Annotated in this window: 12 protein-coding genes and 1 pseudogene; 12 read left to right on the top strand and 1 reads right to left on the bottom strand. The window is 39.4% G+C overall.

What is annotated here, in order from left to right:
- Positions 1–152: 152 nt before the first annotated feature.
- From V7077_RS11965 to V7077_RS11985, 5 genes and pseudogenes are all read left to right on the top strand, one after another.
- Positions 153–404 (top strand): annotated as a pseudogene (locus tag V7077_RS11965) (TSUP family transporter); the annotation flags it as partial.
- 186 nt (positions 405–590) lie between these two features.
- On the top strand, positions 591–2,198 hold the full coding sequence (gene dcuS, locus V7077_RS11970; protein ID WP_335501742.1) for a DcuS/MalK family sensor histidine kinase: 1,608 nt from the start codon (positions 591–593) through the stop codon (positions 2,196–2,198).
- Positions 2,191–2,898 carry a response regulator gene (locus V7077_RS11975; protein WP_335501744.1) on the top strand — a complete coding sequence of 236 codons (708 nt, stop codon included), beginning with the start codon at positions 2,191–2,193 and terminating at the stop codon, positions 2,896–2,898. Before dcuS ends, V7077_RS11975 begins: the two co-directional genes overlap by 8 nt.
- 122 nt (positions 2,899–3,020) lie before the next feature.
- On the top strand, positions 3,021–3,989 hold the full coding sequence (locus V7077_RS11980; protein ID WP_335501746.1) for a 2-keto-3-deoxygluconate permease: 969 nt from the start codon (positions 3,021–3,023) through the stop codon (positions 3,987–3,989).
- A gap of 215 nt (positions 3,990–4,204) precedes the next feature.
- Entirely contained in the window at positions 4,205–5,917 is a 1,713-nt protein-coding gene (locus V7077_RS11985; protein ID WP_335501749.1) for an NAD-dependent malic enzyme, read from the top strand.
- A gap of 149 nt (positions 5,918–6,066) precedes the next feature.
- Here V7077_RS11985 and V7077_RS11990 read toward each other — a convergent pair whose 3' ends face one another.
- The gene (locus tag V7077_RS11990; RefSeq protein WP_335501751.1) at positions 6,067–6,945 is read right to left on the bottom strand and encodes a YsnF/AvaK domain-containing protein; all 879 of its coding nucleotides are present in this window, start codon (positions 6,943–6,945) and stop codon (positions 6,067–6,069) included.
- A gap of 247 nt (positions 6,946–7,192) precedes the next feature.
- On the opposite strand from V7077_RS11990, the gene V7077_RS11995 reads away from it, so the two are divergent.
- From V7077_RS11995 to V7077_RS12025, 7 genes are all read left to right on the top strand, one after another.
- Complete coding sequence (locus tag V7077_RS11995) at positions 7,193–7,900, top strand: hypothetical protein (protein ID WP_335501753.1); 708 nt, start codon at positions 7,193–7,195, stop codon at positions 7,898–7,900.
- 666 nt (positions 7,901–8,566) lie between these two features.
- The gene (locus tag V7077_RS12000; protein WP_335501754.1) at positions 8,567–9,403 is read left to right on the top strand and encodes an ABC transporter permease; all 837 of its coding nucleotides are present in this window, start codon (positions 8,567–8,569) and stop codon (positions 9,401–9,403) included.
- Entirely contained in the window at positions 9,396–10,175 is a 780-nt protein-coding gene (locus V7077_RS12005) for an ABC transporter permease (RefSeq protein WP_335501756.1), read from the top strand. The genes V7077_RS12000 and V7077_RS12005 overlap by 8 nt, the downstream gene beginning before the upstream one ends.
- Before the next feature lie 42 nt (positions 10,176–10,217).
- Positions 10,218–11,258 (top strand): ABC transporter ATP-binding protein, encoded by a 1,041-nt coding sequence (locus V7077_RS12010; protein WP_335501759.1) that lies wholly within the window; start codon positions 10,218–10,220, stop codon positions 11,256–11,258.
- Positions 11,259–11,310: 52 nt separating this feature from the next.
- On the top strand, positions 11,311–12,372 hold the full coding sequence (locus tag V7077_RS12015) for an ABC transporter substrate-binding protein (protein WP_335501761.1): 1,062 nt from the start codon (positions 11,311–11,313) through the stop codon (positions 12,370–12,372).
- A 77-nt stretch (positions 12,373–12,449) separates the two neighbouring features.
- Complete coding sequence (locus V7077_RS12020) at positions 12,450–14,174, top strand: adenine deaminase C-terminal domain-containing protein (protein WP_335501763.1); 1,725 nt, start codon at positions 12,450–12,452, stop codon at positions 14,172–14,174.
- On the top strand, positions 14,158–15,483 hold the full coding sequence (locus V7077_RS12025) for an amidohydrolase (RefSeq protein WP_335501765.1): 1,326 nt from the start codon (positions 14,158–14,160) through the stop codon (positions 15,481–15,483). The genes V7077_RS12020 and V7077_RS12025 overlap by 17 nt, the downstream gene beginning before the upstream one ends.
- Positions 15,484–16,676: the final 1,193 nt, after the last annotated feature.

A 16,676-nucleotide genomic window follows, 5' to 3' on the forward strand; every position in this document is an offset into this window, starting at 1 on the left:
TCAATTTTTAGTTATGAATCATTTTGGTCGGGTTCAGACAACTGACCCAAACACTTTTTTTAATTACAATAAGTGTCCTCCCATGTCTAGATGCTATAATAAACTGGACAAAATTCACAACTGAAGTAAAAGTGTGTTTGAAGGCAGCATCTTTGATGATCACATTTACTATGTTCTTAATGGGTATATTACTAGGATTTATTGGAGCCGGAGGATCCGGTTTTATTATTGCTCTTTTAACCGTTGTATTTGGAGTGCCAATCCAGACAGCATTAGGTACGTCTCTTGGTGCAATGGTGTTTACGACTATGTCCGGAGCTTACAGCCATTACCGGCAGAAGAATATGGATGTAAAAACAGGAATAACGGTAGGTGCATTTGGGGCGATTATGTCCTTTGTCGGCACAATGTTCTGCTGCCCATTTTAAAAAGTGCCATGGTCCTCACGCCATTATGGCTGGTGCTATTCTGCTAATTCGATGATTAATAATGAAGGCTGCTTACAGCTCTTTTATGAGCTTAGCGGTCTTTTGTCATTTTATGCATAAGTTTTAAACATACTATTACTATGTTCATACCTGGAGGGGAATATGAAGAAAGGCAAATTTAGTTTACAAGCCATTATTATTCTATTTGTATGCAGTGTCGTCGCTTTATCACTTGGAATCACTGATATCATCATAAGCAAAAGAATTACCTCTAGCGTGGAAGAGACAGAGAAAGAAAAAGCCCTTAATGTGGCAAGGATGACTTCCCTAAGTCCTTCAGTGATTGATGCATTAGATGGGGCACCCAATCATAGGGAAGTACAGGATTTTGCCAGCCAAGTTAAAGATAAAACGAATGTTAACTTTGTGGTTGTGATGGACATGAAAGGAATCCGTCTTTCCCACCCGGATCCTAATGAAGTGGGAAAACACTTTAAGGGAGGAGATGAAGGGCCTGTTCTTACTACAGGAAAGGAGTACGTTTCCATCTCAAAGGGGACTCTCGGCAAGTCCATGCGGGCATTTACTCCAATAAAGAATTCACAAGGAATACAAGTCGGTGCGGTTGCTGTAGGAATTTCTTTAGAAAACGTTACAAAGGCAGTACATAAAGGACGGATAGGGATCTTTTTTGGGACGTTAATCGGAATCCTAATAGGTATAATCGGTGCAGTCGGCCTAGCAAAATACATTAAAAAAATTCTGTTAGGACTCGAGCCATTCGCTATTGCTAAACTGCTTGAAGAACGTAGTTCCATGCTTCAGTCTGTACGTGAGGGAATAATAGCGATCGACCAAGAAGGGAAAATCACACTTGTTAACAGGGCAGCCAAAAAGCTTTTTAAAAGAGCCGGTCTTGAAGAGAACCCTATGGGCAGGAACATTGAAGCTTATTTGCCAGAGACGCGGTTAACTCGCATTATAGCATCGGGTGACACCGAATTGGATCAAGAACAAAATCTGAATGGGGTAACGATTTTAGTAAACAGGGTTCCAGTGATTGTGGAAAATAAGCCGGTGGGAGCAATCGCTACCTTCCGTGACAAAACCGAGGTCAAATTGTTGGCCGAACAGCTTACCGGTGTGCGTAACTATGCAGATGCTCTCCGTGCCCAGGCACATGAATTCATGAACAAACTTCATGTCATCCTTGGCCTGGTTCGAACGGAACAATATGATACACTTGCTAACTATGTGAGTGAAACGGTTAACCATCGGGAAACAGAAATGGGCTTTGTAACGAAGAAAATTCAGGATCCTGTTCTTGCTGGATTTATCATTGGTAAACTAAGCTTTGCCAGAGAATCCGGTGCTTCTCTATCATTTGATTGTTCAAGTAAACTTCCCAAACCTGCAAACTCGGAAATCACACATGAGCTGATTACCATCATTGGAAACCTCTTCGATAACGCAATGGAGGCAATTGCGGACAGCCCAAACAAAAATGTCGATCTTAAACTTGATTATGCAGAGGATATTTTAACAATTGAGGTTAAAGACACAGGGATGGGGATGACGACCTCACTCCAAAACAGAATATTGGATAAAGGGTTCTCGACGAAAGGAGAAAACCGCGGGTTCGGGTTATATCTTTTGGCACAGGCAATTGAAAAACTGGAAGGGGACATGATTATTTCGTCCAAGCCTGGAAAAGGAACAAATTTTGCTGTGTATATACCTTATAAAGCAGAGGATGAATCGAATGATTAATGTAATGATTGTCGAAGATGATCCGATGGTCGCAGAAATCAATAAACAATATCTTGCTAAAATTGAGGGGTTCCGATTAGCTGGAACAGTCAATTCAGTAGCGGAAGCGATCCGATTTTTGGGGAAGAATGACATTCAGCTCATTCTTCTGGATATTTTTATGCCGGGAAAGCAGGGACTAGAGCTGTTAGCATATCTTCGAGAAAATGACCTTGAAATTGATGTCATCATCATTTCAGCGGCCTCAGATCTTGAACGGGTTAAGAGGGCATTAAGGTATGGCGTTATCGACTATTTAATTAAGCCTTTCGAGTTTGAACGGTTTAACGCGGCACTTGCTGCCTACCTTGAGCAAACTCGGTTCATTGGTAAACAGGATTCGGTTAGTCAGCAGGAGCTCGATCACTTACTCTTGCACAGAGACGAAACTGTTATAGCAGAAGAACTGCCAAAGGGGTTAACGAAGGATACCTTAAAGCAGGTATGGGATGCCGTTCATGAATTGAAAAACGGGCCATTTTCCACTGATGAAGTAGCAAATGTTGTAGGAATATCAAGGGTTTCGGCAAGAAAGTATCTTAATTTCCTAAAGGACCTGGGAATCCTTGAAGTCAAAGTGATCTACGGAACGGTCGGAAGGCCTGTATACCAGCATGAATATAACAAATTTAAAGAGCACTTAATAAAAAACTTTCTGTAAGTAGTTTTTGAAACTGCTTACTTTTTTTATTTACAAAAAGAATGATTAAACTTTCATAATCTATGAAAACGGTTTATCCAGGAATATGATAGACATGTAGCAAGACAAAGGAGGATAAAAAAATGCATATTCCAATTAAGAAAACGCTTGATAAAATTCCAGGTGGTCTAATGGTTGTGCCACTTTTTTTAGGGGTATTAACAAATACATTTTTTCCGCAAGTTTTACAAATTGGTAGTTTTACAACAGCATTATTCAGTAAAGAAGCTTCATCAACGATTTTGGCATGTTTTATGTTTTTAATTGGTTCGCAAATAAATTTCAAATTAGCACCAAAGGCATTGAAAAAAGGTGCCATATTATTAACAGGAAAATTTATCGTAGGTGCTGGTATTGGCTTAGCTGTAGCAGCGATTTTTGGACCTGCCGGATTACTGGGATTAACACCATTAGCCATCCTAGCAGCATTGTTAAATGCGAATGGCGGGTTATATGCATCTCTTGCTTCATCGTATGGTGATGAAACGGATGTAGGTGCCTATGCGTTATTTTCATTAAAAGATGGTCCATTTTTCACATTAGTAGCATTAGGTGCATCAGGCCTTGCTACCATTCCTTTTCAAACACTTCTTGGTGTATTAATTCCAATTGTAATCGGAATGATTTTAGGTAATATTGATCCTGATATGAGAAAGTTCCTTGGAAGCAGTAAATTATTATTAATCCCATTCTTCTCATTCCCATTAGGTGCCGGAATGAATCTTTCAACAATTGTAAAAGCTGGGGGTCCTGGGATATTACTAGGATTAATCGCTGCCTTCACTGGAATTGGAGCTTACTTCCTATTAAAGTTATTTAAAGAAAACCCTATCGTTGGTTTAGCAACAGGGTCAACTGCAGGAAATGCGGTAGCTACACCAGCTGTTGTGGCGGCGGCAGATCCAACCTTACTTGCAATAGCGCCTACAGCTACTGCACAAGTTGCAGCAGCATGTGTCATATCTGCCATCGTCTGTCCGATTATTGTGAGCTTTGTATTTAAAAGGTCTCAAAAGAAAAAGTCGAAAGAATCGATTGCAAGGGCAGCCTGATAAAAGTACAGTAAATATTTTAAACACGAAATGAGTAGAAGATAGAACAAAGCAGTCAGTCGGTTTTTACTGTCTGCTTTGTTTAATTACAAAAAAGGTTCATTAAATTAAAAAACCTAGTGTGATAAAGAAAATGTTATTAACATGGAAAGATAGAAATCTATGTTCATAAAATTGTTCGACAAGTTATTTTAAAATAGAAAGAAGGAAACATCATGAATGTACCTGAGAATGTGATTATTACAACATTAAAAGGAAAAGAGGTTCTCTCTAATCCCTTTTTAAATAAAGGAACGGCTTTTACGAAAGAGGAAAGGGAAGACCTTGGACTTGACGGTCTATTGCCTCCTCGTGTGCTCACCCTTGATGAGCAAGCAAATAGGACTTATGAGCAATATCTGATGCGAACTACGAATCTATTTAAAAACGGTCTACTTAATGATTTATATAACCGTAATGTTGTTTTGTTTTACCGTCTTTTAAAGGACCACTTAGCAGAAATGCTCCCAATCATCTATACTCCTACTGTCGGTGATGCGATCCAGACTTACTCTCATACCTATCACCGCCCGGGTGGATTATATCTTTCCATTGATGATCCTGAGGGCATTGAAAAGGCATTTCATAATCTTGGACAGCCCAATGGCATTGATTTAATCGTCGTTACCGACTCTGAAAGCATTTTGGGTATTGGGGATCAAGGGGTAGGCGGTATTAATATTGCGATCGGTAAACTTGCTGTATACACAGCGGCTGCTGGTATTGATCCAAGCCGGGTTCTGCCAATCGTGTTGGATGTTGGTACGAACAATCAAGCTTTGGTTGCCGATCCTCTTTATATTGGCAACAAATTCGCCCGTGTCCGTGGTGAGCGTTATGACCAGTTCATTGATTTATTTGTGCAGAATGCAAGAAAGTTCTTTCCAGAAGTTCTTATTCACTGGGAGGATCTTGGCAACGTAAATGCGCGTAAAATCTTGGATAAGTACGGTGACAAAATCCTTACCTTCAACGATGATATCCAGGGAACAGGGGCCGTTACGCTTGCTGCTGTGATGTCTGGGATGAAAATTACAGGAGCTAATCTGAAGGACCAGCGTATTATTGTTTTCGGACCAGGGGCTGGCGGCCTAGGTATAGCTGACCAAATCTCAGATGCTATGGTTCTTGAAGGGCTGAGCAGAGAAGAAGCCTATGACCGTTTCTGGGCTATTGACTATCGGGGGTTACTAACAGATGAAACACCAGGTGTCTTTAACTTCCAGAAGCCTTATGTAAGAAAGGCAGAAGAAGTAAAGGACTGGGATATGAATGAGGATGGAATCATTTCATTAATGGAAGTCGTTCAAAAGGTGAAGCCGACCATCCTGATCGGAACTTCCGGACAAGCCGGTGCTTTCACGGAGGAAATTGTGAAAGAAATGGCCAAGCATGTTGAGCGCCCGATCATCTTGCCTTTGTCCAACCCGACTGCGCTGACTGAAGCGGTACCAGAAAACCTGATGAAATGGACAGATGGCAAGGCTCTGATTGCAACTGGCAGCCCGTTTCCTAACGTGGAATACAAAGGTGTTTCCTATGAAATTGGGCAGTCAAATAACGCCTTTATATTCCCAGGACTGGGTCTAGGAGCGATTGTTGCAAAAGCAGAAGTGATCTCAAAAGGAATGTTTGCAGCTGCTGCTTATGCAGTTGCGAGAATGTGTGACCTTAGCACAACTGGAGCATCCCTGTTGCCATCTATTGAAAAACTTCATGAGGTCTCAAAATATGTAGCCATTGAAGTAGTTAATGCTGCAATCCACGAGGGAATTGCAAGAGCAGATATCCAAGATGTTGAGACTGCTATTGAAGAGGCTATGTGGATGCCTGAATATAAGGAAATAAAGAGTGTAGGGATTTGGACAAATATTCATTCCTATGCATGATTAAATAGTAAAATAAAAAATGCTCATTCCTATGCTTACTAGGCAATAGGATGAGCATTTTTTTATAAAAACCGCCCTAATATCTACCTTAAAATTAACCAAACGGCTATCCTACTAGTAAATTTTTAAAACACCTTATTATTTAAAAATTAGAAGCTATCTGGATTCAGACGCTTGTTGTCGGTAGTAGTCTCATTGACGGAAACGTCGCCCTCTTTATTCACTTTTGCTTCTTCACGCTTAATATTATCCGTTACCTGTTGGGTTTCTGTCACTTGCTTTTTGTTAATGACCAGTTCCTCTGTAACGACAGGTTTCTTCGTGACTTCGACTTTTTCCTCGACAATGGGAACGCGGATGGTTTCATCATCGCCTATAGGCGTGGTTGTATCTGCCTCAGTGCCGTCCACTGCCCGTCTTTCGATACTAACCTCTTCATGTTGTACGGGAACATTTAATGTTTGCTGTTCTTCAACGACATTTTTTTTCACCTCTACTTCACCTGTTTGAACGCGTTGTTTATTAACATCCAGCTGTTCCTCGCGAAGCTTCAGTGAGCGAGGTGTATCTGTGTCGAGAGTATCTTCCAAACCCGTTTGTCCACTAACAATGGTTCCTCCGGAGACATTGTCGGCAACACCAACATTACCTGACCTTCTTTCAGCAAGCAGCAGAATCATTCCAGAATTTAAATCATCTTGGTATTTTAGCGCATCTGCTTCCCTAATGCCCTGGGCGACCAAATGGTCGTAATAGGTAGTGCCACTGCCATCATTTTGATACATACGATCCTCAAATGGGGTAAACAAGCTTGCTAAGAACCCTGGACGTTCTTCTGTTTGCGTCTCTCTTGTTGCGCTTATCTCCTGAGAAGCAACGCCTGTTTCCTCTTCGATGGAGGAAGGGACATTTGTAGTGTTAGCAATAATCGATAAGTCTGTTACAGAATATCCTTGGTTCTGAAATTCCTCTATGGCCCGAACCACTTCATCACTAGAATTGTATACACCTAAAACTGTTTTACTCATAGTTATTGCCTCCATTTCCCATTTGTTAGCTTATAAGCTTACAAACTATACTTACCCGGCAAAGCACCATCGGAAACAAGCTTTTCCCAATAATTTAGAAGTTAAGAACCTAATAGAGGGGAGTTTTTCTGTTAACCACTTCACAGAAGGGGTTGATTGGCCCATTTATTATTTTGTATCGCTGGTCGATATAGCTCTTGTAAATAAAGTCAAAAACCCTCATATTTAGAAGAAAAGGAGGCGCGATATGCGACGTGATATACAACCGAATGAACGTGCTTTCTCGTCTAAGGAAGTAGCAGAAGAAGTGGGGATTGCAACACCTACCGTTCGAAAGTATGGACAAATCTTAGAACGGAATGGATATGAGTTTTTAAAAGATGGCGATCGGCGTATTTTTGTTCAAACTGACATTGAAGCGCTTATAGCGCTGCGCGATACAGAGAAACCCTTGGACGATACAGCAAAAGACCTTGCGTATCAACAAAAAGAAAGGTTAGAAAGATCGAATGAGCAGGAAATTGCCATACCCGATACATATGAAAGGCTGCCCCAAGATCCCAATCAATTAAAAGAAATTTTAATGTTTGTAGTCAATGAACTGGCAGCCTCGCGAGAAATGAATATCCAACTGAAAAACGATATGTCGGAGCTTAAAGTAACAGTTTCCCGGCTCCAGCAAGATCATCATGTAATCAGTTCCAGTATTGGAAATTCAGCACAAAAAACTCATACTAAAATTGAAAAATTAACGGAACAACAAAAAACATATTATGAAACCATGCTGCATCAAGAAAGAGAAATAATTGAATTTTTACAAAAGGAATTAGAAAATTTGCGCGATGAGCAGCAAAAAGAGTGGCTTTCACAAAATGAATTTAATAAACGTTTAGAGGAAACGATACAAAATCCTAAAGGGAAATGGGGATGGTTTTTCTCGTTATTTCGAAAGTAGGGGGATTATGTCTGCTTTAAGTCCAGATATCGCCGATATGGAGTATAGACTTTAATCGTGCAGGTGCTTGAAGGAAGAAAATAACTGACATATGATAGGATCTCCTCCTAAAACCACAATTTTCATGACTCCTCTTTTTTCGACAAGCTCAATTTCCTATTTCAGCAAATTCCCGGGAAATATCTACATCTTCCGAGTCGATATCGACAAATATTCCATCGTGATTTGTCGGCAGGATCCATTTTTACATTTGTCATTATTCAACATGTGAACCACATCCATTATTGGAGTGGTTTTTTTGTTGTTCATCTTTTAATAGGAATCGAATTGAATCATAGATTGATTCCTTTATTAAGATGGAATCTTTTTATCTTCACTGAATTTAACCAGAAAAAACTCTATAGGATATTTTTTTACAGAAAATAATTACTTCGACACCCTAAAGTTCGTGTTAACTGCATCTCATAACCATTTTTAAACTAATAAAATAAAGGTTCTAGTCATTTTACGAACATTAAATTTTACTTTAATAATAATATTCGGATTTTGTGTTGCCAAACCTTTTTTTATTACGTATAATCTTCAATGTAAGAGAAAGAACCGAACCCTTGAATGATGTTCATCGTCATTCATACTATTTTTTTGACTTGGAAAGTGAGGCCAGATATGACGCAGCGAAGAATCCCTTATCTCATCTTGGCTCCAGGATTGATTCTCTTGATTTTATTCTTGGTGTTACCCCTTATCTCCATTATTTTTCCGACGTTCTTTAACGGAGGAATTACCTTTTCAAATTATACTGCGTTCTTTTTGGATGAGTATAACTTTGGTATCTTTTGGCGGACAATCAAGGTTTCACTGATTGCCACACTAATTTGTGTAGTCGTTGGAGTTCCGACTGCCTACTATATTTCGCAAAGTCCCAAAAAGTGGCGCGGCCTGTTAATGTCGATCACATTGTTTCCGTTATTAACGAATTCAGTTGTACGGAGTTTCGCCTGGATTACCATTTTGGGGCAAGACGGTATTGTTAATCATGCATTACTAACTATTGGCTTAATTTCAAAACCGCTTACCTTACTTTATACAGAATTCTCCATTATCATTGGCTCAGTTTATCTCTTCCTTCCTTTAATGGTCATTACGTTAGTGGGGATTTTAGAGAACATTGATTCTGAAATTATGGAAGCTGCTGAAACATTAGGGGCCAATCGTTTGATTGCGTTTGTGAAGGTTATATTGCCCTTAAGTGTGCCGGGGATAATTGTTGGCAGCATTTTGGTCTTCACGGGGAGTATGACAGCCTATACAACCCCGCAATTATTAGGCGGAAACAGAAACATCATGCTAGCCACCTTCTTATATCAAAATGCAACTGCATTAGGAAACTGGCAAGGTGCAAGTGTAATTGCCCTGATTATGATTGTGGCCACTTTAATCGTGATGAAGTTATTCAACTTGATTGCGGGCCGTTTGGATAAAAGAGGTGAAGTGAGTGCGTAAAAATGTTGGTTTAAAAATCTTTGCAATTCTGGTGTTTGCATTTCTATTAATTCCTTTGCTTATTATAATCGTGACCTCTTTCGGAACAAATCCTACCATTCAATTTCCGATTAAAGGTTTTACTTTTGAATGGTACAGCAAGGTATTTACAAATGAATCCTTTATGGACAGCTTTTCACTTAGTCTAGAAGTAGCTTTTATTGCGACTCTCTTGGCATTAGTCATTGGTGTTCCAGCCGCATATTCCTTAGCGCGTCACGAGGTGTTCGGACGAAATTGGATTAAGAGCTTTTTCCTTTCCCCAACCATCGTCCCTGGATTGGTCGTGGGCTATGCTATGTATCAATTTATCGTGATTAAATTTCAATTCCCGATCACCCAAGGATTGCTATTAGGTCATTTCCTAATTTGTCTTCCTTATGTGATTCGTGTTGTAGGTTCAACGATTGAACAGTTGGATTTTTCAATAGAAGAAGTTTCATGGACGTTAGGTTGCACAAAGCTCCAATCGTTTAGCAAAGTGGTGCTACCAAATATTACTTCGGGAATTTTTGCTTCCTTCATGCTGGCATTTATTAATTCCTTTAACAATATACCAGTATCGCAGTTTTTATCAGGACCTGGTGTAACGATGCTGCCAACGAGCTTAATGAATTATATAGAATACAACTACGATCCATCTGTTTCAGCTTTATCGGTCATTTTAATGCTTGGTACGATTATTTTGATGTTTATTATTGAGAAGACATTAGGTTTAGCAAGTATTTCATAGGAGCTGACAAGATGTTTACATCGAAGGAGGTAGAACCGTACAATGTCCTATGTTGAATTAAAAGATATTCGTGTCAGTTATGACAATAATTCAAATATCTTAAAAGATTTAAATTTATCAATCGAAAAGGGAGAATTGGTTTCCTTGTTAGGACCATCAGGCTGTGGAAAAACCACCACTTTGCGTGTCATTGCCGGACTAATTGAGCCAAATGATGGTGAGTTCCTTGTTGACAATAAAAATTTAACAAAGGTGCCTGTCCATAAACGTGAATTTGGAATGGTATTCCAAAGCTATGCACTGTTTCCCCATCTAACTATTAAAGAAAATGTTGCTTTTGGTCTGAAATTACGTAAGGAAAAAAAGGCCGCTATTGATAAACGAGTAGAAGATATCTTAGCGATTACCGGCTTAGAGGAGCTTGGCGACCGCTATCCTAAACAGCTTTCAGGCGGACAGCGTCAGCGTGTGGCTCTAGCACGCGCCTTAGTCATTGAACCGAAATTATTATTATTAGATGAACCATTGAGTAACCTGGATGCCAAATTGCGCTTGGCGATGAGGGTCGAAATTAAACGGATTCAAAGCCAATTGGGGATTACATCCGTGTTTGTCACTCATGATCAAGAAGAATGCTTTTCCATTTCAGACAGGGTTGCCGTGATGAATAAAGGTGTAATTGAGCAATTCGATACACCTGAGGAAATTTATAAAAATCCTAAAACAGAATTTGTTGCCCGCTTTATCGGCTTTGAGAACTTTTTTGAGTTAACACTGACTGAAGATTGGAAGTATAGAGCGGTGGATGGAACCATTTTCGAAAGTACTGGTAAATATGACCAAGGAAAACGGACAGGAACGATTCGTCCTGATGATATTGAGATTACAGCAAGCAATGAATCCAGTACGAATAATATGGTGGCCGGAAAGATAAAAGTCCGAACATTTCTAGGAAAGTCATACCAATATGAAGTTGAAACCCCGATTGGAACATTACTAGCAAATAAAGCAGATGATGTGATTTACCAAGTGGGGGACATGGTAACGTTATTTATTCCAGCTCACAAATTAATTTTAGTTTAATAGGAAATCATCATAAATAAGTTCAAGACAACTAAGAAATGGGGATAGAAAAATGAAGAAGAAATTAGGATTAGTAAGTCTAACTTTAGTAACTGCAAGTGTATTGGCTGCATGCGGAGGCGGCAGTGACAAAACTGCAAGTAAGGAAAAACCAAAAACTTTAGTCATCTCTACATTTGGTTTGGAAGAAGATAAAATGCAAGAGGATGTCTTTAAGCCTTTTGAAAAAAAATACAATGTAAATATTGTGTTAGAAACAGGTACAAGCTCTGAGCGTTTAACAAAATTAAAAAGCAATCCAAACTCAACTGTTGATGTTATTGAATTATCTCAATCAAATGCGGCTGACGGTGTATCAGCAGGTTTATTTGAAAAAGTTGACACATCAAAGGTTCCTAACATGGAAAACTTAATCGATAGCGCAAAGGAATTATCAGCAGATGGTTCTGGCCCGGCATACACGTTGAATAGTATCGGGATTGTCTACAATAAAAAGACAGCAGGCAAAGAAATTAAAGAATGGGATGATCTATGGGATTCTTCATTAAAAGGGAAAGTCTCCATTCCTGATATTACGACCACATTTGGACCAGCGATGCTTTATGTAGCAAACAATCACAAGAATACGGAAGCAAAAACGATTAATGGAAAAACAGCTTTTGAAGGAATCACTGGTTTAGCTCCAAACGTGGTAAAAACGTATAGCAAATCTTCTGATTTAGCGAATATGTTCCAATCAGGAGAAATAGCTGCTGCTGTTGTCGGTGACTTTGCTGTTCCAATCATTACGGGATCCAACCCAGATGTGGCGTATATTGTTCCAGCATCCGGAACATACGCAAACTTTAATACGATCAATATCAACAAAAACTCTAAAAATAAAGACTTGGCTTATAAATATATTAACTGGAGATTAAGCCAAGAGGTTCAAGAAAAAACGGCAGTGTCTCTAAATGAAGCTCCAACTAATAAAAAGGTAGTACTCAACGAGGAAACAGCTAAAAATAAAACTTATGGTGATGTTGCTAAACGCACAAATAAGGTGGATTCAAATCTTGTAAATAAAAACCTTGCGTCTTGGATTAACCAATGGAATCGTATTTTGAATAATTAAAAGGTGTTAAGGGGAAGGCTGAGGATTATTCTTGGCCTTTTTTCTCTTTATATGTACTCGAAGGGTGGAGAAATTTAATGAAAGTCGATTTAGCAATCGTAAATGCACAGGTGTATAACACTTTTACCAAAAGGTTTGAAAAGCAAAATGTGTTTATTATTAAAGATAAATTTTATTATATTACCGCTGAAGAAATCGATCACTATCAGGTAAGCGAGGTATTAGATGCAAAGAATCGTTATCTAGTACCGGGATTAATAGATATTCATATGCATATTGAAAGCTCAATGACTTCTCCATCTATTTTTTCAGAGGCAGTGCTAACCCATGGGGTAACAACGGTTGTCGCCGATGCACATGAGATTGCGAACGTGTTTGGTATGGAAGGACTGGAGGCGTTCTTTTCTCAGCCAAGTGTTATCGATACTTTCTTTGCGATTCCATCCTCGGTCCCTTCGACCACGCCGGAATTAGAAACGACAGGGGGCTTTATTGGTGTGGAAGAAGTGCAGCAGCTCCTGAAACATCCGAAAGTCATTGCTTTAGGCGAAGCGATGAATTTTAATGGGATTGTCAACGAACCAAATTCATTGATACGGCAAATTTTACGCGAAGTTCAAACGGATCGACCGTTTATGCCTTTAGAAGGTCATATTCCACGCGTTTCAGGATTGGAATTAGCTAAATTTTTATATGCGGGCTTAACAGCTGATCATACTCATCAATCGCCGGAATCGATTTATGAGAAAATCACGAATGGGATGTTTTTAGAGTTCCAAAAAAAATCGATTACTTCAGAAAATATCCAAGTCATTGTTGACAACCAGTTCTATGAATATATGGCCCTCATTACCGATGATGTGATGGCGGACGACTTGTTGGAAGGACATTTAGATGCCAATGTGCGTTTAGCTTTTTCTTGCGGGATGCCAATAGAACAGGCAATCTATTGCGCTACCTATACACCTGCCAGGAGAATGGGATTTCAGGATCGGGGTGCCATTGTCCCTGGATTTAAGGCAGACTTTTTATTAATCGACCATATCGAAAGCTTTACTATTGAGGCAGTTTATAAGGATGGGAAATTGGTGCACAAACGGGGGACAGATATCCAGTTTCCAACGGAGAAACCCGTTTTTCCAGAGCACTTCTATCAGTCCGTCCATTGCCGTACATTAACACCGGAGGATTTACGGTTCAAGGTCAAAGCATCGGAAAAGGCAATCGTTAACATAATTCAAATTTCAGAAAAGGGTACCTTTACCGAACATGTAAAGCGGGAGGTTAAAGTCGTAGATGGATTTTTGGATTGGGAGAATAGCGGGTTAGCCTTGATTGTTGTGATGGAGCGTTATGGGATAACAGGTAACATCTCCTACGGATTTGTGGATAAAGCGTTATATGAAAAAGGAGCTGTCGCCACTACTTGGGCCCATGATCATCATAACTTAATGGTGATGGGAACAAGTTCCGAAGATATCTTAGCCGCACAAAAGCAATTATTGGACATGCAAGGGGGTTATGTCGTCACCCAAGGTGGGATGGTACAGGCCGTATGCCCGTTGCCGGTTGGCGGCATAATCAGTGATGCACCGATACAAGAACTAGGGGCGCAATTGAAAGAAGTCCGTCAAGCGATGAATAAGTTAGGCTACCGTAACAGCAATGAAATTATGTCTTTCTCAACTCTATCCTTGCCGGTATCGCCTATTATCAAAATTACTGACAAAGGGATGATGAATGTTCGCTCCCAAATCATGATCCCATTAGTGGAGGGTGAGGAATTTGAGAATACTCATTAAAAATGCATGGATTTTAACGATGAATGAGCAGATGGAGCAGTTTCAAGATGGTTATTTAATGGTAGACGGGGAGAAAATTATCGAAGCGGGAGCAATGGATTTACTGACAAAGGATATGACGTATGACAAAGTGATCAATGCTAGAGGTGCTATTTTATTGCCTGGTATGGTCAATACGCACACACATATTGGGATGATTCCGTTTCGTTCATTAGGGGATGACTACCCCGACCGTCTGCGCCGCTTCTTATTTCCATTAGAAAATGAATGTATGAATGAAAGGCTTGCCTATACTAGTGGGAAATATGCGATTGCCGAAATGCAGCTTGCCGGTGTGACGACTTTTTTTGATATGTATTATTTTGAACAGCAACTGGCAGAAGCTGCGGAGGAAATGAATAGCCGTGGCCTTTTTGCGGAAACCGTCATAGATTCCGTCACAGTGGATGTAGAGGAGCCAATGGGCGGCTTACAATATGCTGAAAGGTTTATGCCTAAATGGCATGAAAATAAGAGAATTAAAGCATCTATTGCACCGCATGCGCCATATTCGAATACAATCGAAGTCCTGAAGCAAGCAGATCTTTTATCCAAGAAATACAATGTGCCATGGATGATGCATTTAAGTGAGATGGATTTTGAAATAAACAAATATCGCGAAGAACGTAATCAAACACCAATTGAATTTTTAGAAGAGATTGGCGTATTGAGTAAAAGGCTCGTAGCTGCTCACTGTATTCATCTGTCAGATAAAGATATTCAGCTATTGAAGAAATATGATGTAAAGGTAGCTCATTGTATTGGTGCGAATACAAAATCTGCCAAAGGTGTGGCCCGCGTTCGGGATTTATTGTCTGCCGGTGTAACAGTTGGGCTGGGAACAGATGGCCCAAGCAGTGGCAATACCCTGGATTTATTCAGCCAAATGCGATTGTTTGCCAACTTTCATAAAACCATTTTACAGGACCGCAGCGCCTTCCCAGCACAAGAAATTGTAGAGTTAGCCACCATTGGAGGAGCAAAGGTTTTAGGAATGGAGAAGCAAATTGGCTCAATTGAAGCAGGGAAACAGGCTGACTTTATATTAGTTGAAACAGATTCAATTAATATGTTTCCTATTTTCGATCCATATTCGGCTTTAGTGTACTCTGCTAATGCTGGCAATGTAAGAGATGTATTTATCTCTGGAAAGCAAGTGGTTAAAGAAAAGAAATTAGTTGATTTTGATGAAGCACAATTAAGAAGAGAGCTTGCTGAGGCCATGGAGCAATGCGGATTTAAAACAAAATCATTAAAAGCAATGGAGTAAACTTCAATTACATTGCTAGGAATAGTTTTGGTACTTTCAGGAGTGTGGCTAGTTAATCATACAGGTTCAGCCCAAATTCCATTCCATAAGTCTCCACAGTTAACTGGTAAAAAAGATAAGAGCTAAAAAACCCATTATATCTGGGTTTATAGTCTTCGTTCATTGTGGCAGCTTACTCCTTACATTTCGGTAAATACGTAAAAGAATGACTGTTAACATTATGTGCGGATGATAGGGGAATGCCTTTCTATTTTTACAAGATGACAATAGTCATATCTTTGTTCAATCTGACTGCATAGTGTTAAACGATACGGACAAGCCTCAAGGCGATACAGCCAAAGACCTTGTGTATCAACAAAAAAAGATTAGAATGATCCAGTGAAACAGAGATTGTGATATCCATTTCCATGAAAATTCACCTCACGTAAAAGTGCCACGGAATTTTTATCCAATGAACTTGCAACTGTATAAGAAATGATGGTCCAACTGACAAATGATAGGATGTCCTGCTTAAAACAACGGTTTCCCAGCTCCAGCATGTCCTCATTTTCGTGTTGCATATCGCTGGGCGATATAACTTACAAATAAATCACTAGAACCTTAATCATTTAATAGAAAGGAAGAAAGGGAGGTCTGATATGCCCTCACGAAATACAGTGGAATGAACGTGCGTTCATTATTTGGGAAGTGGGAATGCAATATCCACTGTACGAAAGCATAGCCAATCTAAAAGCGAAATAGTATTTAAAAAAGGCAATCCGTGTATCTTTGTTCAATCCGCCATCTAAGCATAAGCGGAAAATCCATTGTTCCGACAATTCCGATTTCCTGTTTTTCAAATTTCAACAATTCCCGGGAAATATCTACAAATTCAAATAAAATATCGACAAAATTAGAAGTTTCTAAGTATCCACTTGTTTTTGCTGTTAGAAAGTCGATAAACTATTTTCCCCTAACTTTGAGAGTTTGCGAAATAATTTATATCAATAGCAATAATTACTTCCTATTGATTTAGGGAGTGTTTTTTTTATTGTTAAAATTCCCATCAAACTTTTAGGACAGAACTAAGACCGTTATTAAAAAGTATGAAATGCTTTTCTAAGGAAATATGTAAACAATTGCATTGAAAACCAAGTAGTGAACGTAGAAAATGATTCTATCCTATAGCAGCAATCCTTGTTGTTAGATTTCCC

Source organism: Neobacillus vireti (genome assembly GCF_036962465.1).
In the GTDB taxonomy this organism is placed as follows: Bacteria; Bacillota; Bacilli; order Bacillales; family Cytobacillaceae; genus Neobacillus; species Neobacillus vireti_B.

Bases quoted from the DNA above. Each gene is read 5' to 3' on its own strand.
- V7077_RS12015 (WP_335501761.1), top strand. From the start codon at position 11,311: ATGAAGAAGAAATTAGGATTAGTAAGTCTAACTTTAGTAACTGCAAGT.
- dcuS (WP_335501742.1), top strand. From the start codon at position 591: ATGAAGAAAGGCAAATTTAGTTTACAAGCCATTATTATTCTATTTGTA.
- V7077_RS11980 (WP_335501746.1), top strand. From the start codon at position 3,021: ATGCATATTCCAATTAAGAAAACGCTTGATAAAATTCCAGGTGGTCTA.
- V7077_RS11985 (WP_335501749.1), top strand. From the start codon at position 4,205: ATGAATGTACCTGAGAATGTGATTATTACAACATTAAAAGGAAAAGAG.
- V7077_RS12000 (WP_335501754.1), top strand. From the start codon at position 8,567: ATGACGCAGCGAAGAATCCCTTATCTCATCTTGGCTCCAGGATTGATT.
- V7077_RS11975 (WP_335501744.1), top strand. From the start codon at position 2,191: ATGATTAATGTAATGATTGTCGAAGATGATCCGATGGTCGCAGAAATC.
- V7077_RS11990 (WP_335501751.1), bottom strand. From the start codon at position 6,945: ATGAGTAAAACAGTTTTAGGTGTATACAATTCTAGTGATGAAGTGGTT.
- V7077_RS11995 (WP_335501753.1), top strand. From the start codon at position 7,193: ATGCGACGTGATATACAACCGAATGAACGTGCTTTCTCGTCTAAGGAA.
- V7077_RS12010 (WP_335501759.1), top strand. From the start codon at position 10,218: ATGTCCTATGTTGAATTAAAAGATATTCGTGTCAGTTATGACAATAAT.
- V7077_RS12020 (WP_335501763.1), top strand. From the start codon at position 12,450: ATGAAAGTCGATTTAGCAATCGTAAATGCACAGGTGTATAACACTTTT.